Raw genomic sequence first — 19,879 nt, 5'->3', positions numbered from 1 at the left:
CGAACTGCGCGGCGCGGCGGGCGTGCCGGGGCGGGGGGAGTAGGGGAAGGTGTGGACATGAACCAAACCGAGGTCACGCACCAGCGACAGGTTCGCCTGATGTGCCGTATCATCCTCGGTTGGAAAGCCCGCGATCAGGTCGGCACCAAAGGCAATGTCAGGGCGGCGCAGGCGCAGTTGTTCGACCAGATTCTCCGCATCATGGCGCAAGTGCCTGCGTTTCATGCGTTTCAGGATCAGGTCATGCCCGTGCTGGAGCGAGAGGTGGACATGCGGCATGACCCGCGCCTCACCGCCCAGCAGGTCAAGCAGCAGGGGATCGATCTCCACTCCGTCGAGCGAGGACAGGCGCAGCCGGGGCAGGGCCGGGAACGCCGCCAGAATGGCTGCGACCAGCGAGCCAAGCCGGGGCTCGCCGGGCAGATCGTGGCCCCAGCTGGTCAGGTCCACCCCGGTCAGCACCACTTCACGCGCGCCTTGCACCAGATGCCGTTCGGTCTCGCGCAGCGCTTCGGCCACGCTCAGCGAACGGCTCGGCCCGCGGCCCTGCGGGATCACGCAAAAGGTGCAGGCGTGGTCGCAGCCGTTCTGAACCGCGATGAAAGCACGGGTGTGGGTGCGGGTGTCCGCCACGGGCGCGGGCGGGACATTCCACTGGCGCGGATCGAGCTTGGCGGGGTTGGGAATCAGGCCGTCCACCTCGGGCATCGCCGCCAGCGCATCACGCTCAACCTCTGCTGCGCAGCCGGTGACCAGCAGGCGCGCGTTTGGTCGGGCCTTGCGCGCGCGGCGGATTGCCTGACGGGTCTGGCGCACGGCCTCGGCGGTGACCGCGCAGGAATTGATCACCACCAGTTCGTTCTCGGCCGCAAGGAGCCGGCGCAGGTCCTCGCTTTCCGACAGGTTCAGCCGGCAGCCCAGCGATACGACCTCAAGGGTCACCCCGCCGCTCCGTAGTCGGCGGGATCGAATGTTCCGCGAAAGCTTTCCGCCGCCGGGCCGGTCATCAGGATCCGGCCCTCTGCGGTCCAATCGATCGTCAGATCGCCCCCGGTGAGCGAGATGGTGACCCGGCGCTCGGCCAGTCCGCGCCGCATTGCGCCGATCGCCGTGGCGCAGGCGCCCGTGCCGCAAGCGCGCGTCTCACCCACGCCGCGTTCCCACACGCGCAGGCGCAGATGTGTGCGGTCCAGCACGGTCGCGACGTTGACGTTGACGCGCTGCGGGAACAGCGGGTCATGCTCTATCTCAGGCCCCAGCCGGTCGAGCGCCACCGCTGCGCAATCGGGCACGAAGAAGATCACATGCGGATTGCCGACGTTGACGCAGGTTGGCGCATCAAGCAGGTCCCAGCCGACCGGCAAAGTGTGGGTATCCATTGCATAGGCGAGCGGGATCTGATCCCATTCAAAGCGAGGCTCACCCATGTCGACCGCAATCCCGCCCTCTGCCGGATCGGCGCGGAGCAGGCCGCCCAGTGTTTCGATCCGCGCGGGGCCGCCGTGCAGCAGGCCTACCGCGCGGGTGGCATTGCCGCAGGCCTCTACCTCTCCGCCATCGGCATTGAAGATCCGCATCCGGAAATCGGCGCTTGCAGAGGGTTCCAGCAGGATCAGCTGGTCACAGCCGATCCCGGTCTTGCGGTCCGCCAACGCAGCGGCGAGCCTATTGGTCATCGCGGGCACGGCATCGGCGCGCGCATCCAGCACGATGAAATCGTTGCCAAGGCCGTGCATCTTGACGAAGGGAACCCGCATGGCCCGCGCTTTAGGCGCTGGGCGTGCCAGCGTCCAGACCTGCGGCTCAGGCGCGCTTGGCGCGGGGCGCTGCGGGTACTTCGGTCTCGCTCGCTACCGCCGGCTCCTCGGTTGTCGGCTGCAGTACCAGATCAAGTTGTTCCAGTTCGGCAAAGACGGCATCGGCTGAGCTGGGCATGCCATAGAGGAACCCTTGCGCCTTCAGCGATCCGAATTGCTGCAACGCTTCCAGCACCCGGGGCGTTTCGACTCCTTCGGCGGTAACCGGCAGACCCAGTCCTTCACCCATTGCAATGATCGAGCGGACGATTGTTGCGCTATCCGGGCTGTCGGGCAGGGTCATGATGAAGCTGCGGTCAATCTTGATCCGGTCAAACGGCAGACTGCGCAGCTGTGACAGCGAGGAATAGCCGGTGCCGAAATCATCCAGACTGATCCGGACGCCCTGGTTCTTCAGACTGGTGATCAGCGAACGGACCAGCCCCATGTTGTCATGCAGGCTTGTTTCGGTGATTTCGATTTCCAGCCGGCTCGGCGGGAAATTGGCTTCGACCAACAGTTTGAGCAGTTTTTGTGCAAACCACGGATCGCGCAGCTGGACCGGTGAGATGTTGACCGACAAAGTCAGGCGCGGATGCCAGAACCGGGCATCGGCCAGCGCCTGACGGATCAGGCTCTCTGAAAGTTCGGCAATCGCGCCGATTTCCTCGGCGACGGGGATGAAGACTTCCGGACTGACTGAGCCGAGCGTTGGCGAGCGCCAGCGCGCGAGCATTTCGAAGCCAACCAGATGGCCGGTCGACAGGTCAATCTGCTTTTCATAGAACGGGACGAATTCGCCAAGCGAGATGCCGCGGCGAATCCCGGTTTCCAGTTCACTGCGGAACCGCAGCTCGCTTTCCATCGCCGGATCGAACCAGCAATAGCGGTTCCGCCCCCGCTTCTTGGCCTGATACATCGCAATATCGGCCATATGCATCAACGCCTGCGAATCCAGCTCGGTTCCCGGTTCGGTACTGGCAAGACCAACGGAAATTGTGGATTCGACGCGGGCATCGCCATGCTGCACCGGTTCGCTCACTGCTGCGATCAGATTGGCGGTGATCCGGTCAATCGCGGCGCTTTGGGCGGGATCAAACGGCACGACGCAGGCAAATTCATCGCCCCCGATCCGAGCCAGCATGGCGCGTTCCGGTAATTGTCCGGCGATCCGCTCTGCTGCGGTTCGCAGCATGGTATCGCCAGCGGCATGACCGTGCAAATCGTTGACCGATTTGAAGTTATCCAGATCAAGCATGATCATCGCCACGCTTTCGCCCTGTGCATGGGCCTGACGGACCAGATCATCGGTCTGGCTGGCGATTGAGCGGCGATTGAGGCAGCCGGTCAGCGGATCGGTGACGGCCAGAATCTTGGCCTGTTCCTCGGCCAGGCGGCGGATCTGCACTTCGCCGGTCAGTTCGGCATAGCGGCGCCAGCCAAAGATCACGAGCGCGATGTTGAGCAGCAGCGCGTTGGTCAGCAGCATGTCGGGCCCGCCGCCGTGTCCGGCAAGGGCTTTCACCACTTGCGGCAAGACCGTGCTGCCCGTGCCGACGAACATGATGATCGATGCTACGACGATGCCCAGCGCGATCACATCGCGCTTGGCCTTGACCAGGGGAGGCTCGTTCCCCGTTCGTGGTGCAGCAGTTGCGGATTCCGGTTTGGCCATGGCTGGCGGCCCCCTGATGCCAGTTTCAACCGGGGAATCGCATGCCTACCTGAATTTTGTGTTAAGCCTGAAACGACCTGCCCGGGGCTGCGGTTGGGGCGAAGCTACTTTTTCAGGCCGATTTCACGCAGGCGTTGCTGCAGGAAATCATCCGCCGTGATCGAAACCGGGTAGCGATCCGGATTGTCCGCGCTGATGCATTGCGGCAGCGTGACAAAGGGGAAATCGCTGCGCAGGTGCAGGAAGAACGGCATCGAATAGCGGCTGAAGCTGGCGCGCTGCGGATCGGGATTGCGGACCCGGTGGATTGTGCTGGGCAGCAGGTTGTTGGTCAGCCGTTCCAGCATGTCCCCCACGTTGATCACCAGCGCGCCTTCGGGCGGAGAGGCGCTGATCCAATTGCCTTCCTTGGTCAGCAGTTCCAGTCCGGCCTCTTCCGCGCCAAGCAGCAGGGTGATCAGATTGATGTCACCATGTGCACCGGCGCGGATCGATTCGCCGGTGGCATCAGGGATTGGCGGGTAATGCAGCAGCCGCATCACCGAATTACCATCCTCGATCCCCGCATCAAACCAGTGTTCGTCCAGCCCCAGATAGACCGCGATCCGCGACAGGATGGTCGCGCCGGTCGCGTCGAACTGGCGGTAGAGTTCGCTGAACACCTGCTGGAAATGGTCAGGCCGGGCGGGCCACACGTTGGGCGGCATCGATGAGGCCAGCGGACTGCCCGGCGGCAGATCGCGGCCGATGTGCCAGAATTCTTTCAGATCATGCGCCTTGGCATCCTTGGCGATTTCAACCCCGAACGGAGTATAGCCGCGCGCCCCGGCGATTGCGGCGTCGTGGTAGCGCAGCTTCTCTTCGGTCGGCAGGTCGAAGAACGCCTTGGACAGTTCCCAGGCGCGGTCGATCAGCCCGCGATCAATGTCGAAATCCTTGACCATGGCAAAGCCGAAGGTCTTGAAGCTATCGCCGATCGCCTGCGAAAACGCGGTGGGACTATCGGCCAGCGAGAGAATGGGGAGAGTGGAGAGCGGCATTATGGACCTGTCTGCAAATGTATGGCTATGGGCAGGACATAGACACTTTCACGGGCGCTGGCATGAGCAAAATCAAAAACCACTGGCTGATGAAAAGCGAACCGGACGTCTACAGCTGGGACGATCTGGTAGCCGAAGGAGAAGGCACCTGGGACGGAGTGCGCAATTACACGGCGCGCAACAACATGCGGGCGATGCAGGTGGGGGACCAGGTGTTCTTCTATCACTCCAACATTGGGGTTGAGATTGTTGGCATTGCAGAAATTTCGGTGGCGGCCTTTCAGGACCCCAGCGACGATCTGGGGCGTTGGTCGGCGGTCAGGTTGAAACCGGTGCGCAAACTGGCGCGCACGGTGACGCTTAAGGAAATCAAGGCCGATCCGGCACTGGCCGAGATGGAGCTGCTCACCAAATTCCGCCTTTCGGTTTCGGGCGTGGCCCAGTCAGAGTGGGACTACATCCTGAAGCTGGCCGAGGGCTGATCAGCCCTTCGCCTTGGCCCGTAGCCCCGAAACGGTGGCCCCCCCGGCGCTGAGCTGTTCGACATCGATGACCAGATGCAGCAGCCGCAGCCCCTTGCGGTCCTGAGCCTCTGCCAGTGCGCTTTCGAACTCGGCCGTGGTCTCGATCCGCTGAGCCCAGCCGCCATAGGCTCGCGCAAGGGCGGCGAAGTCCGGATTGGCGAGCGTGGTGGCCGAAACGCGTTCCGGAAACTCGCGTTCCTGGTGCATCCGGATCGTGCCGTAAGACCCGTTGTCGACCAGCACGACCAGCAGGTCGCAGCCATATTGCATCGCAGTGGCCAGTTCCTGCCCGTTCATCAGAAAATCGCCGTCCCCGGCCAGGGCAACCACGGTGCGTTCCGGATGGCGCAGCGCGGCAGCGACGGCGGCGGGGACGCCATAGCCCATCGAACCGTTGGTGGGTGCGAGCTGGCTCGGGAAGCCGTTGTAGTGCCAATAGCGGTGCCACCAGCCCGAAAAATTACCCGCGCCGTTGCAGATGATCGAGTCATCGGGCAGCGCAGCGCGCATCGCCGCGACGCAGCTCGCCATGTCGAGCGAGTAGGGGCCGGGGCGCGGGGTGGACCAATCGAGCCATTCGAGGTGCGCTTCATCGCCCGCATCGAACGGCACCACATCATCGTCCCACAGCGCGGCAGCCTCGGCGAATTCGGCCATATCGGCGCAAATTGACAAGTCGGTGCGGTAAACCCGGCCCAGTTCGGCGGGATCGGGGTGAATGTGGATCAGGGTCTGACCGGGGTGTTCCGGAGTGACCAGGGTATAGCTGTCAGTCGTCGCTTCCCCCAGCCGCGCGCCGACCACCAGTACGAGGTCGGCCAGCTTGATCCGTTCGACCAGCTTTGGGTTGGGGCCGTAACCCAGGTTTCCGGCCCAGACCTTGCTGGAATTGGCAATTGCGTCCTGTCGGCGGAAAGCTCCGGCGACGGGGAGCCCGATCCGTTCGGCAAATTCGGTGAAGTGTTCGCGCGCCTTGGCGTGCCAGCCCGCGCCGCCGATGATCGCGATCGGGGCGGCAGCATCGGCGATCAGATCCATCATCGCGTGCATGGCATCGGGGCAGGGGACCTGCGCCGGGCGGTGCACCGCCGGGCGGGGGTACTGGCCGGTAACCTCGTCCAGCAGCATGTCCTCGGGCAGGGCCAGCACGACCGGGCCGGGGCGTCCGGCAGTGGCGGTGGACCAGGCGCGGGCGATGTATTCCGGGATGCGCGCGGCATCGTCGATCCGGGCGGCCCATTTGCACAGCGGTGCGAACATCGCCTGAAAATCGACCTCCTGAAACCCTTCCCGGTCGCGCATGCCGCGGTCAACATCGCCGATGAACAGGATCATCGGCTGCGAATCCTGCATGGCGATGTGGACGCCGATGCTGGCATTGGTTGCCCCGGGGCCGCGGGTGACGAAACACACGCCGGGCTTGCCAGTCATCGCTCCGTCCGCGCAGGCCATGAACGCTGCGCCGCCTTCCTGGCGGCAGACCACGCTTTGCACTCGTGGCGAATCGTGGAGCGCATCGAGCACGGCGAGGAAGCTTTCCCCCGGCACGGTGAAAATCCGGTCGCAACCCTGTTCGATCAGGCAGTCGACCAGCAGGCGGCCGCCGTTGACACTGTGATGTTCGGTCATTTCCGGCACTTATCCTCAACTGGTTTCGTGGGCAACTATTCGGACGGTTAACCAAGGCAAATGGTTACTGTCCCACAACGGGAAACTGGCCGTTAACCGTGATTTTCCGGCTGGTGCGATGGTGAACAATTTCTTAACCCCACGGCCATGAGAAGGTCACTTGTCCTCACCGATGAAACCGCCCGGCACCCATTCCTGGCGAGTCTCCCCCCGCATGTTCGTCAGGGCACCCAGCCGCTGCGCGTGAAACGACCCAGCTGGTTCCAGCTGTCCGATCTGCGCGATTTCGTGGTCGCCTACTGCGCCTGCTTTGTTGGCGTATCGGTATTTATCGCCTGACGTTCCGCCGCAACCAGCAGTTTCGCGATCCAGGCGGACACCAGGCACATTGCGGCGCTGAGCAGCAGTTGCTGGACAATCGGCACTCCGGCGGCGGACAGCCCGGTGGCCACCAGCGATCCGATCACCATTGCCCCTGAATTGACAATGTTGTTCGCCGCGATGGTCCGCGATGTCTTCGCCTTGTCCACAAATGTGGTGAGAAAGGCATAGAGCGGGACAACAAACATACCCCCCGCCACTGCGATCCCCAGCAAGGTCAGCAGCAGCGGCACGGCGAGCGGTTCGGCCATGAATTGCCCGACGTTGAGCATGACCCCGGCGGGATGATCGGGCCATTCGCGACACACTTCGAAAAAGCCGACCACGAACAGGCCCATCACGATCACCGAAGGCGGTGAATAACGGGCCGAAACCGTGCCTTTCAGCAGCGCGTTGACCGAAACCGAACCGATTGCGACCCCGACCGAGAAGATCACCAGGAACAGGCTGGACACTTCCTTGCTGGCCGACAGAACATTCTTGGCAAGCGGCGGAAACTGCACGAACAATACAGTGCCCACGGCCCAGAAGAAACTGATCGCCATGATCGCCAGGAACACCCGCCGGTCCTGGCTGGTATTGCGGACCAGTTGGATCGAGGCGCGGATGAAGTGGTAATCGAGTGGTTCGGCATCGTGATAGGGCGGCGCATCGGGCACCTTGCGGCTGATCAGGTAGCCGACCAGCGCAGTCAGCACCACGCCCACCGCAGCCCATTCAACCGGTAGCCAGCCCGCCAGGATCGTACCGGCCAGAATGGCGATATAGGTCCCGGCTTCGACCAGCCCGGTTCCGGCCAACACTTCATCGGGTCGCAGGTGTTGCGGCAGGATCGCGTACTTGATCGGACCGAAGAAGGTGGAATGGATCCCCATTCCGGTCAGCGCGAGCAGCATCAGCGGCACTGCGATTGCCGTAACGGCCATGCCCGACCAGGCCATCACCAGACCGGCCGCGCCCACCAGCATGATCAGGATTTCGGAGGCCTTGACGATCCGGATAATCCGCGCCTTGTCGCGCATGTCCGCCAGCTGTCCGGCAATCGCCGAAAGCACGAAGAAAGGCAGGATAAACAGCCCCGAAGCAATCGCGCTGAACTGGGCCTCGGCCTGTTCGCTCCGGTACACGTCGTACACCACGAACAGCACCATGGCGTTCTTGAACAGGTTGTCGTTGAAGGCATTCAAAAGCTGGGTAACGAACAGCGGCAGAAAGCGCCGACTGTGGATCAGATGGGTCTGGGTGGTCATTCCGTGGATTCTTTCAGGCCCTTGGTCGCCGCGGACCCTAGCGGCACTTACCCTGCGGACAAGCCCCAATCGTCTCTTTTGCGCGCAACCGGCAAGCGCTATGCAGGGGGGCGATGTGGAGCCTCCCCAACCTTCTCACCCTGTCGCGGATCGTCGCGGTGCCTTTGCTGGTCGCGCTATTGTGGTGGCCGCAGTGGAAGTTCGGCTATGGCGTGGCCTTTGTGCTCTACTGCCTGATGGGGATTACCGACTATTTCGATGGCTACCTGGCGCGGGCGCAGGGCGCGGTAAGCAGGCTTGGCCAGTTCCTTGATCCGATCGCGGACAAGATCATGGTCGCCGCGGTGATTCTGGTGCTGAGTGCTCAGGGTGTGCTGACCGGGCCCTATGTGGGCGATATGCACGTGGTGGCCGGGCTGGTGATCCTGATTCGCGAGATTGCGGTTTCGGGCCTGCGCGAATTTCTGGGCGGACTGCGCGTCTCGGTGCCGGTCAGCGCTCTCGCCAAATGGAAGACCACATTCCAGATGGTCTGCCTGGGTGCGCTGATCCTGGGCGAGGCCGTGCCGGGTTGGACCATGACACTGGGCGGCATGACCATGAATTTCCCCCATACCGTCGGCCTGACTACGCTGTGGGCGGCGGCGGCGCTGACGGTGATTACCGGGTGGGATTACCTGCGGGTCGGCCTGAAGCACATGGATTGAGCGCTGTTGCTGTGGCTCGCCTTTCTTGCAGTTGCAGCCAGTCCGGCAACGGCTGCGCCTGCGCCTGCGCCGGTGATGGATCCGGTCACACAGGAAATCGTGGCGGTCGGAGAGACATCAACCCAGATCGCCTTTGAAGTGGACCCCAAGGGCAAGGTCACCGATTGCCGGATACTGGTCCCCAGCCTTTCGCCAAAACTCGATCAGCGCGCTTGTGAGATTGTGCGGGAGAAAGGGAAATTCGGTCCATGGCGCGGGCCGGAAAAAGGCAAGATCCGCAAGTTCAACACCCGGGTCCAATGGAAAATCGAGGAATAGTGGAGCGAACCTGCAACGAATCGCAGTTGAGTGCGCGGTCTTGAGTTTGATCGGAACCTGCGGTCTTGAACCGGCCTGTGCCAAAGTGACAACCGGGTGACACTGTCTGCCGTAACTCACGCATTTCCGCCATTCCTGCGGCGAAAAAGGTGACAGGGTGTCCGGGCGTTTTTGTTCCATATTTCAGAACATTACGTCAAAAAAGGTGACAGAAATGCGTTTTTCAGGCGTTTTCACGCGTATGCGTGCGCCTGGGCAAGTGGATAGACGGTTTCAAAGAGCGGATTGAACCATACCAAAACGGCGGCGTGTAGGAAAATCGGTTCGGCTGGAAATGCTGACCCGCGGCAGGAGCTGTCAGCCCGATCGCAGCTTCAGCCACAGCGTCGCCAGGGCAAAGGGCATCACCACCAGGTTCGAAATGGTCACCGGGCCGCTATGGATCAGCAGGCCATAGCTGGCCCACAGCACCGTTCCCGCTGCGCCCAGCGCGACCGATGTGAGCGACAGGTCGCGCGTCTGGCGGGTGCGCAGCGCCTTGATCGCTTGCGGCAGGAAAGCTCCACCCGAAGCGAGCGAGGCGGTATAGCCGAGCAAGTCGAGCGGCGGGATCATCCCGCGCGCAATTCTTCCGCCAGCAGTCGGAATTCCTCTGCGCGCGGGCTGTTCTTGCGCCAGACCAGCGCGATTTCGCGGTTGGCGCTGTCGCTGCGCAAGGGGCGGGCGACGACGTCGGTGCCGTTGAGAATCCCGGCATCGAGCGCCATTTCGGGCAGCATGGTCAGGCCGAGGCCATTATCCACCATTTGCACCAGCGTGTGCAGGCTGGTGCCGATCATGGTCGCGCTGGCGCGCAGTTCGGGGCGGTTGCAGGCGGCAAGGGCGTGCTCTTTCAGGCAGTGCCCGTCTTCCAGCAGCAGCAAGCGGTTTTCGTCGATCAGGTCGGGCGAAATCTCATCCGGCGGATCGCGCGGATCGTCCTTGGGGAAAGCGACCCACAGCGCATCCAGTTCGATAGTTTCCTTTTCCACCTCGCCGGTGGGATAGGGCAGGGCCAGCAGCACGCAGTCAGAGCGGCCGTGATGCAGACTTTCAATCGCTGCCGCGCTGGTTTCCTCACGCAAATAGAGCTTTAACTGCGGGCGTTCGCGGCGCAGGCGCGGCAGCATCCGGGGCAGCAGGAACGGCGCGATCGTGGGGATCACACTCATCCGCATTTCACCCGACAGCGGCTGTCCGGCGCTTTGCACCATGTCGCTCAGCTCTTCCGCCTCGCGCAGCAGCCGGTGCGCCTTGGCGACCACCGCGTTGCCCAGCGGCGTAAACCGCACCGCCCGCTTGGTTCGCTCGACCAGCACCACGTCCAGCAGGTTTTCCAGATCGCGCAGGCCCGCGCTAAGCGTCGATTGCGAAACAAAACAAGCATCCGCCGCGCGGCCGAAATGGCCATGTTCGTGGAGCGAGACGAGGTACTGGAGCTGTTTGAGCGTGGGGAGGTAGGTGGTCATTGGCTGCGGCTATCGCATGAAAATCCGGAACATGCCAACGTGGGGAACGAGCATTTAAATTGTAGTAACAATTTAATTGACTCTGCGAGCAATGCCTTTAAGGGGGTAACGGTGATAATCGTTTGGGATGAGCCAAAGCGTCTGGCCAATATCGCCAAGCACGGCATCGATTTTGTCGATATTGATGAGGAATTTTTCCTTTCCGCGATTGTCAGGCCTGCCCGGCAGGGACGGTTCGCGGCGATTGGCAGGCTTGATGGAGTTATCGCGGTGATTTTCGCGGTTCTGGGCAGCGAGGGAGTCTCGATTGTCTCAGCCAGACCCGCCAGCCGCAAGGAAAGGCAGTTGCTGCAATGATAAAGGCAAAATATACCAAGAGCGATCTGGAAGCGGTTTCGGACAATCCCGAATGGACTGCCGAGGATTTTGCCAATGCAGTGCCATTTGATCAGGCCTTTCCTGAGCTTGCCGCCAAAATGCGGCGCGGGCGTGGTCAGCAAAAGGCTCCGACAAAAGTCTGCACAACCATTCGCTTGTCGCGGGACGTTATTGACCACTTCCGCGCAACCGGAACCGGCTGGCAGGCCAGGGTTGATGCGGCGCTGAAGGAATGGATCGGAGCGCGCTGATTACTCCACCGCGTCCGGCTCGCTCCCGCCGATTTCGTCGATGTGGGCCATTTTCAGCTTGTTCTTGACCACGGCAAAGGCGGTCTTGCCTTCGACCAGGTCGAGCGCGTCCTTGCCGAACACTTCATAACGCCAGCCCTGCAGCAGCGGCAGTTCGCGCACCCCGGCGGCAAGCAGTTCGAGGTCTTCGCTGCGCGCCAGCAGGCGTGAGGCGACGTCGATTTCGCGGCTGCGGATCTTGAGCAGCAGCTTGAGCAGGTCCGCCACCAGCGCGCCTTCCTTGCCCAGCGGGGCGCCGCGCGGGGTGCGCGGGGGCAGTTCCTGATCGGTCAGCGGCTTGGCGCTTTCCAGCGCGGCCATCATCCGGCGGCCAATTTCGTTGTCCTTCCACGCGGCGGACAGCCCGCGCACTTTGGCCAGATCGGCCTGGGTCTTGGGCGGGTGGCTGGCGATATCGGCCACGGTTTCATCGCGGGCAATCCGGCCGCGCGGGATGTTTTTGTCCTGCGCTTCCAGCTCGCGCCAGTGGGCCAGCGCTTTCAGCCGTCCCAGCATCGCCGGATTGCGCCCGGCGGCCTTGATCCGCTGCCACGACAGATCGGGATCGTTCTTGTAGTTGGCCGGATCGGCCAGTTTTTCCATTTCGATGTTCAACCACACCCCACGCCCGGTCTTGATCAGGCGCTGGAGCATCTTCGGGAAGATTTTTGACAGGTGGGTGACGTCGCCAATCGCATATTCGATCTGGCGATCGGTCAACGGGCGGCGCGACCAGTCAGTAAAGCGGGCGCCCTTGTCGATCTGCAGGCCCAGAAACGATTCAACCAGATTGGAATAACCGATCTGCTCGCTTTGGCTGATCGCCATCATCGCGATCTGGGTGTCAAAGATCGGGTGCGGGGTCTTGCCGGTAAGGTTGTAGATGATTTCCACGTCCTGTCCGCCGGCATGGAACACCTTCAGCACGTCCTCATTATCAACCAGCAGGTCAAGCAGCGGGGACATATCGATGTCGCGCGCCAGCGGATCGATCGCCGCGGCTTCCTTGTCATCCGCGATCTGGATCAGGCACAGTTCGGGCCAATAGGTGTTTTCGCGCATGAATTCGGTGTCAACGCAGACGAATTCAGCTTTGGACAGGCGCTCACACAGTTCGGCAAGTGCTTCGGAAGTCGTAATCAGGGGGTGTATCTGCATGGTTCTTATCTGTAAGTGAGCCCGTGCGGGCTCGCGGCTTGACAAAGTCGCGGCCATCGCCTGTTAGCCGCGCTTTCGCCCCTGCCTGAAAGCGGGCCGATTGGAAAGAGTTTCGATGCATCTTTATCGTTCACACACCTGCGGCGCGCTGCGCGCCTCTGACGTTGGCCAGACCATCCGCCTGTCGGGCTGGGTCCACCGCAAGCGCGACCATGGCGGCGTGCTGTTTGTCGACCTGCGCGATCACTATGGCATGACCCAGATCGTCGCTGATGCCGACAGCCCGGCCTTGCCGGTGCTGGAAGCACTGCGGCTGGAATCGGTCGTGACCATCGATGGTGAGGTCAAGGCGCGGGCGGGCGGAACCGAGAACGCCAATCTGCCGACCGGTGCGATCGAAGTGTTCGCGCGGGCTGCAACCGTGCTCAGCCGCGCGGAAGAATTGCCACTGCCGGTGGCGGGTGAGCAGGAATATCCCGAAGATATCCGCCTGCGCTATCGCTTCCTCGATCTGCGGCGTGAAACGCTGCATGCCAATATCATGACCCGCACTGCGGTGATCCGCGAAACCCGGCGGGCGATGGAAGACATCGGCTTTACCGAGTTTTCGACCCCGATCCTGACCGCCTCCAGCCCCGAAGGCGCGCGCGACTTTCTGGTGCCGAGCCGGATCCACCCGGGCAAGTTCTTTGCCCTGCCGCAGGCCCCGCAGCAGTACAAGCAGCTGTTGATGGTCGCCGGTTTCGACCGCTATTTCCAGATTGCCCCGTGCTTCCGCGATGAAGATCCGCGCGCTGATCGTCTCCCGGGCGAATTCTATCAGCTCGACCTCGAAATGAGCTTCGTCACCCAGGAAGAGGTCTGGGAAACGATGGAACCGGTCATGGCCGGGATCTTTGAAAAGTTCGCGGATGGCAAGCAAGTAACCCCGGCTGGCCAGTTCCCGCGCATTCCCTATGCCCAGGCGATGCTGGATTACGGCACTGACAAGCCGGACCTGCGCAACCCGCTGGTGATCCGCGACGTGACCGAAGAGTTCACCGCATCGGGCTTTGGCCTGTTCGAAAAAATCGTTGGCGGCGGCGGCAAGGTGCGGCTGATCCCGGCCCCCGAAACGGCCGGCTTGTCGCGCAAGTTCTTTGACGACATGAACGAATGGGCCCGCAGCGAGGGTCACGCGGGCCTTGGCTATGCCACCCGCAAGGACGGCGTGTTCGGCGGCCCGATCGCCAAGAACCATGGTGAGGACAAGATGGCCGCGCTGTGGGACCAGCTTGGCCTTGGCCCGAACGACGGCGCGTTCTTTGCTGCAGGCAAGGAAGAACAGGCCGCCAAGCTGGCCGGTGCGGCGCGCGTCAAGGTGGGCGATCAGCTTGGCCTGACCGAACAGGACGCGTTCCGGTTCTGCTGGATCGTCGATTTCCCGTTCTACGAATGGGATGAAGACAACAAGAAGGTCGATTTCGCGCACAACCCGTTCTCGATGCCGCAAGGCGGGCTGGAAGCGTTGCAGACGCAGGATCCTTTGACGATCAAGGCCTATCAGTACGACATGGTCTGCAACGGCTATGAACTGGCTTCGGGCTCGATCCGCAACCAGCATCCGGATCTGATGGTCAAGGCGTTCGAGCTGACTGGCCTGTCTCAGGCCGATGTCGAGGAACGGTTTGGCGGGATGTACCGCGCGTTCCAGTATGGCGCGCCGCCGCATGGCGGGATGGCGGCAGGGGTGGACCGCATGGTCATGCTGCTGTGCGGGGTCCAGAACCTTCGCGAAATTACCCTGTTCCCGATGAACCAGCGCGCCGAAGACCTGCTGATGGGTGCGCCTTCGCTCGCTGAAATGAAGCAGCTGCGCGAACTGCACTTGCGGGTGGTCGAACCGCAGAAGGGTTGACGCCGCGGCGTCAGGCACGGCATTCCTGCGTCCGGGGGTCGCTTCCCGGACGAAAGGGATTGGCGTGCGTGCATTTGCTTTGACTGTCGCGGGCCTTGCGCTCGGCCTCTCGGCGCTTCCCGCTCAGGCCGAAGTGTTGCAGGTTTTCGGCCTGATTCCCGCTCGCAACGATGAAGCAGCAGCCCTGCGTTCGATCGTGGTCGATGGCTTTGGCGGCAGTGAAGGTCCGGCCCTGACGATCCGGATCGAAGACCTGCTGCGAGGGCTCAGCGTGGACGGGACGCCCTGGTTTCGCGTTCTGCCGGCAGCCACCGCCAGCGGCGGCGATGCCTTGCTGCGCGGCACGGCCGATGCCGAAGTGCAGTTCCAGCGTTACACCGAAAAGCGTGAGGAGTGCGCGGAGAAAGACGGGGATGGCAAATGCCTGCGCAAGGAACAGCGCCAGGTAAAATGTTCCAAACGCCGGATCACGCTGGATGTGGCGATGCGCATGGTTGGGCCTGACGGGACCCTGATCTTCTCTGATGACACCCCGGAAACGGTGGAGGACAGCTCGTGCGAAGGGGATGAAAATCCGCCGCGCAATCGCAACGATGTGGTGCGCGGACTGGTTGGCCGGGTGGCAGAGCGGCTCCGGCTGGAATTTTCCCCGCGTTATACCGATGCGCAGGTTCGGGTTGATGAAAACCGCAAGGGCCTGGCAAAAGTTGATGCAGACCGGTTCAAGCAGGCGGTCAGGCTGACCAAGTCCGATCCGCGTGCTGCCTGCCAGGTGTGGAGCCAGGTGGGGGCTGGCAATCCAGGCCACGTGCCAACCCAGTTCAACCTGGCACTGTGCGCTGAAACCCGCGGCGCAGAGGGGGAGCAAGCCGCCTATGCCGGTTATCGCAAGGTGCTGGAAATGTCCCCCAATTATGGTGCTGCCATTGCCGGGACAGGCCGGATTGACCGCAACTTGCGCGCCCGTGCCCAGATTACCGCACACAATCGGGGATGAATTGCTTTTCATTTTTCGTAAAGGCATGGCGAACGCACCAAGCCCACTTGCCAGCGCCTTTGCCGTTCTCTAGGGCGAGGCAGAGTTTTTCATCTGCCGTTCACGAAGGGACACATCCATGAGCGACACCGCCGATCGGGTTAAGAAAATTGTGGTCGAACACCTCGGCGTCGAAGCCGACAAGGTCACCGAAGATGCCAGCTTCATCGACGATCTGGGCGCTGATTCGCTCGACATCGTTGAACTGGTGATGGCCTTCGAAGAAGAATTCGGCGTGGAAATCCCCGACGATGCGGCTGAAAAGATCAGCACCGTCGCCGATGCGATCACCTACATCAACAGCAACAAGGGCTGATTGCCTCAGCCACATGCCCTGTCCGGCGCTGCCGTCATGGTGCGCCAAGGTCGCTTCGGCGGCCTGACCGGGTAACGACAGGCTCAGCCCCCGCGGGCTGGGCCTGTTGCGTTTAAGGAACTTGGAGAGTCGAATGCGCCGTGTCGTCGTAACCGGACTGGGCCTTGTCACACCGCTGGGCGGGGACGTGGAAACCACGTGGAAAAACCTGATCGCCGGAAAAAGCGGCGCAGGCCCGATCACGCGATTCGATACCACTGACCACAAGTGCACCATCGCCTGTGAAGTGAAGGGGCCGGATCACGAATACGGCTTTGATCCGGGCAAGCGGGTGGACCACAAGGTCCAGCGCCAGGTCGATCCGTTCATCATCTATGGCATCGATGCCGCCGGGCAGGCGCTGGAAGATGCCGGTCTGGTCGATATGGATGAAGACCTGAAGCTGCGCACCGGCTGTTCGATCGGCTCGGGTATCGGCGGTCTGCCGGGGATCGAAAGCGAATCGATCGTGCTCCATGAAAAGGGCCCCAGCCGCGTATCGCCGCACTTCGTTCATGGCCGCCTGATCAACCTGATCTCGGGCCAGGTCAGCATCAAGTACGGGCTGATGGGCCCCAACCACGCCGTCGTCACCGCCTGCTCCACCGGGGCCCATTCGATCGGCGATGCCGCGCGGATGATCAAGGATGGCGATGCCGATGTGATGCTGGCGGGCGGGGCGGAAGGCACCGTCAACCCGCTTGGCGTGGCCGGGTTTGCCCAGGCTCGTGCGCTCAACTGCAGCTACAACGACCGGCCCGAGCAGGCCAGCCGCCCCTATGACAAGGACCGTGACGGTTTCGTCATGGGCGAAGGCGCGGGCGTGGTGGTGCTGGAAGAATACGAACACGCCAAGGCGCGCGGCGCGAAGATCTATGCCGAAGTGGTCGGCTATGGCCTGTCGGGCGATGCCTATCACGTCACCGCCCCCCACCCCGAAGGCAAGGGCGCGGAACTGTCGATGCGGATGGCGATGCGGAAAGCCGGGATGGAGCCGGGCGACATCGACTATGTCAACGCCCACGGCACCTCGACCATGGCCGATACGATCGAACTGGGCGCGGTCAAGCGCGTGCTGGGTGCCGATCTGGGCGGCGCTTCGATGAGCAGCACCAAAAGCGCGATCGGCCACTTGCTGGGCGGCGCGGGTGCGGTTGAAACGATCTTCTGCATCCTGGCGATCCGCGATCAGATTGTCCCGCCCACGCTCAATCTGGACAACCCGGATGAAGGCACCGAAGGCGTCGATCTGGTCCCACACACGGCCAAGCCGCGCCGGGTTCGCGCCGCGCTCAACAACAGCTTCGGGTTCGGCGGCACCAATGCCAGCTTGATCGTCAAGGCAGTCGAAGACTGATGATCCGTCGCGGCGTTCTGGCAACGGTCCTGGCAGTTGTGCTGCTGCTGGGCTGGTTCGTCAGCGGCTGGTTCAGCGCCGGGCCGCTGGCCAAGGATACGCCGTTCACCGTTCCTGATGGTTCCAGTCTGTCCAGCGTGGCGGCCAAGCTGGAAAAGGACGGGGCGATCAGTTCCGCCAGCTTCTTCAAGGCGCGTGCGAGGGTGTTTGGCGTGGGCGCATCGATCAAGGCAGGTGAATTCCTGCTACCCAAGGGGGCCAGCCCGTCGCAGATCCTCTCGATCATTCAGGGCGATGAAGTGCTGCGCCGGTTCGTCACCGTGCCCGAAGGCATGCCTTCGGTGATGGTTTATGACCGGCTGATGGCCAACCAGCAATTGACCGGCAGCATTGATGTGCCCGCCGAAGGATCGATCCTGCCCGATACTTACGAGATTGAGCGCGGCGAAAGCCGTCAGGCTGTGCTGCTGCGGATGCAGGCCGCGATGCAGCGCGCGCTGGGCGAATTGTGGGCGGCGCGCGAACAGGGGCTGGTGGTCAAGACCCCCGAAGAAGCGCTGACGCTCGCCTCGATCGTGGAAAAGGAAACCGGCAAACCCAGCGAACGGACGATCGTGGCCGGGCTCTATTCCAACCGCCTGCGGCAGGGGATCATGCTCCAGGCCGATCCGACCATCATCTACCCGATCACCAAGGGCAAACCACTCGGCCGCCGCATCCGTCAGAGCGAGATCCAGGCGGTCAACGATTACAACACCTATTCGATGCTGGGCCTGCCCAAAGGCCCGATTACCAACCCCGGCAAAGCCTCGATCGCCGCCGTGCTCCACCCGGCCCAAACCGACGCGCTCTATATGGTCGCGGACGGCACCGGCGGGCACCAGTTTGCCAGCACGCTGGAACAGCACAACGTCAACGTCGAAAAGTGGTACACGATCCGCAAGGAACGTGGGGACTTCTAACTAACAATCCCCGGTGCGGCTGGCGCTGCCCTGAAACTGAATTCGCGCCCGCCCGCCCATGTTGTCGGTATCGATCAGGGCGTTGCCGGAAAAGCGCAGGCTGGTGCTCATCCCGCTGGCGGAAATGTTGCCTTCCACGATCCGCCCGGTGCACTGCATCGTCGCCGAGCCGGTGCCGTTGGAGACCGAACAGCCGCTGCCGCCATTGGTCATGTCCGCCGCGACTTTCAGGATCGGGTCGCGCACATCGGACGGTGTCAGGCAGATGTTCTGGCTGAATGAACCAGAGCCGGTCGACATCGTCATGCTGTACAGGCCCGGTGTCAGGCCGGAATAGGACGCCGGGAAAGCCAACCCGATCCCCGGGATAAGCTGCACGATCCAGCTTTCGAACTCGGCCAGGTTGGCCTTGATCTGGGCCGGACTGACCCCGCCTTTCAGCACGATCACCCGTTCCGGCTCAAAGCTCGCCGTTCCGCCACCGGGGGCGGCCGAGAAGGTTGCACGCAGGAAATACTGCTTGGCATTAAGCCGCCGCGCGATCCCCGCTGCGTCGGCATGCTGCAATGCATTGCGATAGCGCAGCCGGATCGCCTCGCAGTTCTGGGCAGCCGCATCGGCGCACTGGATCCCGGAAATCTGGTACGGCAGGCCAAGCTTGGACCAGACCCCCAGGTAGGGTGCCTTGCCGTTGCCCGAAAACTCCGCTTTCCAGCCCATGTCGGCCAGAACGGCGCGCAATTGCGCTTCATCATAGCGGGCCAGATTGGTGGGGATCGGGGTGGCGGTTGCGGCAGCCGGTCCTCCCCCGGCCTGCGCCGCGCCGCCCAGGGTCAGCGCCACTACGGCGGCGGCCAGCACGGGGCGGCGCATCAAAATTGCCCCGCGGCCAGCCGGGCGGCGTGGTGCGCCATCGACGCCAGATACTGGGCCAGATTGGCATCGCTGATCCCGCCCGCATAGGGCAGGCTGCCGCGCAAGCTCACTTTGTCACCGTCAACATAGGCACCGGCCCAGCGCGGCTGTTCGTTGAACCGATCGACCAGTTGCTGGCGGTCTATCCCTTTGGGCGGGCTGACCGTGGCAAGCAGGCGCGCCTCATCGCAGCCGGTGGGGGTGCAGGTCCAGCCAAACACCGATACCACGATGCCGCCCGGTGTAATCAGCACGACCACCGGATTGCCGTTGGCAAGGCGCAGCGCTTCGGCGGACTTGAACGTCGCGGTAGGTCCGGTCTGGGCCACCCGCCGCACCTGATCCACCGTGAACCGGTCGGCAAAGGACTGGGCCTGACCCGCACTGGCCAGTGCCAGAAACAGACCTGTGCCGATCAGGGCGCGGCTGACGAAACGCGGCATTCCAAGCTTTCCCGGTTCGATTGATCGCGCACCCGTGCAGTCCGGCAATATCGAACCCGCGGGGCGCGGGTCAAGCGGCGGATCAGGGTTCCACCACATTGAACCCGCCGCCCAGCGGATCGAGCGCATCGACCCAGGCCTGCACCGCCGCACGGTCACCTTCGATCCTGAGACCGGCCATTTCCAGCTGCTCGATCGGCAGTTTCAGGAACAGCAGGCCCAGCAGCACCCGGCGCGGGGCGGTGATGGTGGCGGTGGGG

The 19,879-nt window shown here is 62.8% G+C and carries 23 protein-coding genes; 11 read left to right on the top strand and 12 right to left on the bottom strand.

Annotation, left to right across the window (positions count from 1 at the left end):
* From MNBBLIKP_RS03500 to MNBBLIKP_RS03485, 4 genes are all read right to left on the bottom strand, one after another.
* The coding region (locus MNBBLIKP_RS03500; RefSeq protein ID WP_088307512.1) for a MiaB/RimO family radical SAM methylthiotransferase at positions 1-942 on the bottom strand (942 nt) is incomplete at its 3' end.
* Positions 939-1,757: a diaminopimelate epimerase gene (gene dapF / locus MNBBLIKP_RS03495; RefSeq protein ID WP_088307516.1), complete on the bottom strand. Its 819-nt coding sequence runs from the start codon at positions 1,755-1,757 to the stop codon at positions 939-941. The genes dapF and MNBBLIKP_RS03500, both read right to left, overlap by 4 nt.
* Positions 1,758-1,803: 46 nt before the next feature.
* On the bottom strand, positions 1,804-3,471 hold the full coding sequence (locus MNBBLIKP_RS03490) for a putative bifunctional diguanylate cyclase/phosphodiesterase (RefSeq protein WP_176399639.1): 1,668 nt from the start codon (positions 3,469-3,471) through the stop codon (positions 1,804-1,806).
* Positions 3,472-3,575: 104 nt separating this feature from the next.
* On the bottom strand, positions 3,576-4,511 hold the full coding sequence (locus MNBBLIKP_RS03485) for an isopenicillin N synthase family dioxygenase (RefSeq protein ID WP_088307510.1): 936 nt from the start codon (positions 4,509-4,511) through the stop codon (positions 3,576-3,578).
* 62 nt (positions 4,512-4,573) lie between these two features.
* Here MNBBLIKP_RS03485 and MNBBLIKP_RS03480 point away from each other — a divergent pair, with 62 nt between their 5' ends.
* On the top strand, positions 4,574-4,993 hold the full coding sequence (locus MNBBLIKP_RS03480) for an EVE domain-containing protein (RefSeq protein ID WP_088307514.1): 420 nt from the start codon (positions 4,574-4,576) through the stop codon (positions 4,991-4,993).
* On the opposite strand, the gene MNBBLIKP_RS03475 is transcribed toward MNBBLIKP_RS03480, so the two are convergent.
* Positions 4,994-6,664: a thiamine pyrophosphate-binding protein gene (locus MNBBLIKP_RS03475; protein ID WP_088307508.1), complete on the bottom strand. Its 1,671-nt coding sequence runs from the start codon at positions 6,662-6,664 to the stop codon at positions 4,994-4,996.
* A gap of 147 nt (positions 6,665-6,811) precedes the next feature.
* Here MNBBLIKP_RS03475 and MNBBLIKP_RS03470 point away from each other — a divergent pair, with 147 nt between their 5' ends.
* Positions 6,812-7,003: a hypothetical protein gene (locus tag MNBBLIKP_RS03470; protein ID WP_088307506.1), complete on the top strand. Its 192-nt coding sequence runs from the start codon at positions 6,812-6,814 to the stop codon at positions 7,001-7,003.
* Here MNBBLIKP_RS03470 and MNBBLIKP_RS03465 read toward each other — a convergent pair.
* On the bottom strand, positions 6,961-8,295 hold the full coding sequence (locus MNBBLIKP_RS03465; RefSeq protein WP_088307504.1) for an MFS transporter: 1,335 nt from the start codon (positions 8,293-8,295) through the stop codon (positions 6,961-6,963). The genes MNBBLIKP_RS03470 and MNBBLIKP_RS03465 overlap by 43 nt on opposite strands.
* A gap of 113 nt (positions 8,296-8,408) precedes the next feature.
* Here MNBBLIKP_RS03465 and pgsA point away from each other — a divergent pair, with 113 nt between their 5' ends.
* Both pgsA and MNBBLIKP_RS03455 read left to right on the top strand, forming a co-directional pair.
* Complete coding sequence (pgsA, locus tag MNBBLIKP_RS03460) at positions 8,409-9,002, top strand: CDP-diacylglycerol--glycerol-3-phosphate 3-phosphatidyltransferase (protein ID WP_088307502.1); 594 nt, start codon at positions 8,409-8,411, stop codon at positions 9,000-9,002.
* Positions 9,003-9,008: 6 nt separating this feature from the next.
* Positions 9,009-9,320 carry an energy transducer TonB family protein gene (locus MNBBLIKP_RS03455; RefSeq protein ID WP_088307501.1) on the top strand — a complete coding sequence of 104 codons (312 nt, stop codon included), beginning with the start codon at positions 9,009-9,011 and terminating at the stop codon, positions 9,318-9,320.
* Positions 9,321-9,677: 357 nt separating this feature from the next.
* Here the strand turns inward: MNBBLIKP_RS03455 and MNBBLIKP_RS03450 are convergent, their stop codons facing one another.
* Together MNBBLIKP_RS03450 and MNBBLIKP_RS03445 are read right to left on the bottom strand one after the other, a co-directional pair.
* The gene (locus tag MNBBLIKP_RS03450; protein ID WP_088307500.1) at positions 9,678-9,935 is read right to left on the bottom strand and encodes a SemiSWEET family sugar transporter; all 258 of its coding nucleotides are present in this window, start codon (positions 9,933-9,935) and stop codon (positions 9,678-9,680) included.
* On the bottom strand, positions 9,932-10,828 hold the full coding sequence (locus tag MNBBLIKP_RS03445) for a hydrogen peroxide-inducible genes activator (RefSeq protein ID WP_088307499.1): 897 nt from the start codon (positions 10,826-10,828) through the stop codon (positions 9,932-9,934). The genes MNBBLIKP_RS03450 and MNBBLIKP_RS03445 overlap by 4 nt, the downstream gene beginning before the upstream one ends.
* Positions 10,829-10,939: 111 nt before the next feature.
* Here MNBBLIKP_RS03445 and MNBBLIKP_RS17955 point away from each other — a divergent pair, with 111 nt between their 5' ends.
* Both MNBBLIKP_RS17955 and MNBBLIKP_RS03435 read left to right on the top strand, forming a co-directional pair.
* Positions 10,940-11,185 carry a BrnT family toxin gene (locus tag MNBBLIKP_RS17955; RefSeq protein WP_176399638.1) on the top strand — a complete coding sequence of 82 codons (246 nt, stop codon included), beginning with the start codon at positions 10,940-10,942 and terminating at the stop codon, positions 11,183-11,185.
* Positions 11,182-11,457, top strand: a complete 276-nt coding sequence (locus tag MNBBLIKP_RS03435; protein ID WP_088307497.1) for a BrnA antitoxin family protein — start codon at positions 11,182-11,184, stop codon at positions 11,455-11,457. The genes MNBBLIKP_RS17955 and MNBBLIKP_RS03435 overlap by 4 nt, the downstream gene beginning before the upstream one ends.
* Here the strand turns inward: MNBBLIKP_RS03435 and rnd are convergent, their stop codons facing one another.
* Positions 11,458-12,654: a ribonuclease D gene (rnd, locus tag MNBBLIKP_RS03430; RefSeq protein WP_088307495.1), complete on the bottom strand. Its 1,197-nt coding sequence runs from the start codon at positions 12,652-12,654 to the stop codon at positions 11,458-11,460.
* Between the two features lie 115 nt (positions 12,655-12,769).
* On the opposite strand from rnd, the gene aspS reads away from it, so the two are divergent.
* From aspS to mltG, 5 genes are all read left to right on the top strand, one after another.
* On the top strand, positions 12,770-14,551 hold the full coding sequence (gene aspS, locus MNBBLIKP_RS03425; protein WP_088307493.1) for an aspartate--tRNA ligase: 1,782 nt from the start codon (positions 12,770-12,772) through the stop codon (positions 14,549-14,551).
* 64 nt (positions 14,552-14,615) lie between these two features.
* The gene (locus tag MNBBLIKP_RS03420) at positions 14,616-15,548 is read left to right on the top strand and encodes a hypothetical protein (protein WP_140420518.1); all 933 of its coding nucleotides are present in this window, start codon (positions 14,616-14,618) and stop codon (positions 15,546-15,548) included.
* A gap of 118 nt (positions 15,549-15,666) precedes the next feature.
* Entirely contained in the window at positions 15,667-15,903 is a 237-nt protein-coding gene (locus tag MNBBLIKP_RS03415) for an acyl carrier protein (protein WP_088307489.1), read from the top strand.
* Between the two features lie 133 nt (positions 15,904-16,036).
* A complete protein-coding gene (gene fabF, locus MNBBLIKP_RS03410; protein ID WP_088307487.1) occupies positions 16,037-17,299 on the top strand; it encodes a beta-ketoacyl-ACP synthase II in 1,263 nt (420 codons plus the stop codon).
* Positions 17,299-18,261 carry an endolytic transglycosylase MltG gene (gene mltG, locus MNBBLIKP_RS03405; protein ID WP_088307485.1) on the top strand — a complete coding sequence of 321 codons (963 nt, stop codon included), beginning with the start codon at positions 17,299-17,301 and terminating at the stop codon, positions 18,259-18,261. Before fabF ends, mltG begins: the two co-directional genes overlap by 1 nt.
* Here mltG and MNBBLIKP_RS03400 read toward each other — a convergent pair whose 3' ends face one another.
* The 3 genes from MNBBLIKP_RS03400 to MNBBLIKP_RS18390 all read right to left on the bottom strand — a co-directional run bounded on the left by MNBBLIKP_RS03400 (position 18,262) and on the right by MNBBLIKP_RS18390 (position 19,866).
* Positions 18,262-19,134 carry a DUF3617 family protein gene (locus MNBBLIKP_RS03400; protein ID WP_088307483.1) on the bottom strand — a complete coding sequence of 291 codons (873 nt, stop codon included), beginning with the start codon at positions 19,132-19,134 and terminating at the stop codon, positions 18,262-18,264.
* Positions 19,134-19,619 (bottom strand): YbjN domain-containing protein, encoded by a 486-nt coding sequence (locus MNBBLIKP_RS03395; RefSeq protein WP_176399637.1) that lies wholly within the window; start codon positions 19,617-19,619, stop codon positions 19,134-19,136. Before MNBBLIKP_RS03395 ends, MNBBLIKP_RS03400 begins: the two co-directional genes overlap by 1 nt.
* Positions 19,620-19,701: 82 nt before the next feature.
* Complete coding sequence (locus MNBBLIKP_RS18390; protein ID WP_369678906.1) at positions 19,702-19,866, bottom strand: hypothetical protein; 165 nt, start codon at positions 19,864-19,866, stop codon at positions 19,702-19,704.
* Positions 19,867-19,879 lie beyond the last annotated feature (13 nt).

This window comes from Novosphingobium sp. B 225, assembly GCF_002198665.1.
Lineage (GTDB): Bacteria > Pseudomonadota > Alphaproteobacteria > Sphingomonadales > Sphingomonadaceae > Novosphingobium.
The sequence above is the reverse complement of the archived record's forward strand: the minus strand, read 5'-3'. Positions and strand labels throughout refer to the sequence as shown.

Coding starts and splice junctions, on each gene's coding strand:
- rnd (WP_088307495.1), bottom strand. CDS start 12,654: ATGCAGATACACCCCCTGATTACGACTTCCGAAGCACTTGCCGAACTG.
- MNBBLIKP_RS03475 (WP_088307508.1), bottom strand. CDS start 6,664: ATGACCGAACATCACAGTGTCAACGGCGGCCGCCTGCTGGTCGACTGC.
- MNBBLIKP_RS03465 (WP_088307504.1), bottom strand. CDS start 8,295: ATGACCACCCAGACCCATCTGATCCACAGTCGGCGCTTTCTGCCGCTG.
- MNBBLIKP_RS03490 (WP_176399639.1), bottom strand. CDS start 3,471: ATGGCCAAACCGGAATCCGCAACTGCTGCACCACGAACGGGGAACGAG.
- pgsA (WP_088307502.1), top strand. CDS start 8,409: ATGTGGAGCCTCCCCAACCTTCTCACCCTGTCGCGGATCGTCGCGGTG.
- dapF (WP_088307516.1), bottom strand. CDS start 1,757: ATGCGGGTTCCCTTCGTCAAGATGCACGGCCTTGGCAACGATTTCATC.
- MNBBLIKP_RS03435 (WP_088307497.1), top strand. CDS start 11,182: ATGATAAAGGCAAAATATACCAAGAGCGATCTGGAAGCGGTTTCGGAC.
- MNBBLIKP_RS03400 (WP_088307483.1), bottom strand. CDS start 19,134: ATGCGCCGCCCCGTGCTGGCCGCCGCCGTAGTGGCGCTGACCCTGGGC.
- MNBBLIKP_RS03450 (WP_088307500.1), bottom strand. CDS start 9,935: ATGATCCCGCCGCTCGACTTGCTCGGCTATACCGCCTCGCTCGCTTCG.
- MNBBLIKP_RS03395 (WP_176399637.1), bottom strand. CDS start 19,619: ATGCCGCGTTTCGTCAGCCGCGCCCTGATCGGCACAGGTCTGTTTCTG.
- fabF (WP_088307487.1), top strand. CDS start 16,037: ATGCGCCGTGTCGTCGTAACCGGACTGGGCCTTGTCACACCGCTGGGC.
- MNBBLIKP_RS03415 (WP_088307489.1), top strand. CDS start 15,667: ATGAGCGACACCGCCGATCGGGTTAAGAAAATTGTGGTCGAACACCTC.
- aspS (WP_088307493.1), top strand. CDS start 12,770: ATGCATCTTTATCGTTCACACACCTGCGGCGCGCTGCGCGCCTCTGAC.
- MNBBLIKP_RS03480 (WP_088307514.1), top strand. CDS start 4,574: ATGAGCAAAATCAAAAACCACTGGCTGATGAAAAGCGAACCGGACGTC.
- MNBBLIKP_RS03485 (WP_088307510.1), bottom strand. CDS start 4,511: ATGCCGCTCTCCACTCTCCCCATTCTCTCGCTGGCCGATAGTCCCACC.
- MNBBLIKP_RS03470 (WP_088307506.1), top strand. CDS start 6,812: ATGAGAAGGTCACTTGTCCTCACCGATGAAACCGCCCGGCACCCATTC.
- MNBBLIKP_RS03445 (WP_088307499.1), bottom strand. CDS start 10,828: ATGACCACCTACCTCCCCACGCTCAAACAGCTCCAGTACCTCGTCTCG.
- mltG (WP_088307485.1), top strand. CDS start 17,299: ATGATCCGTCGCGGCGTTCTGGCAACGGTCCTGGCAGTTGTGCTGCTG.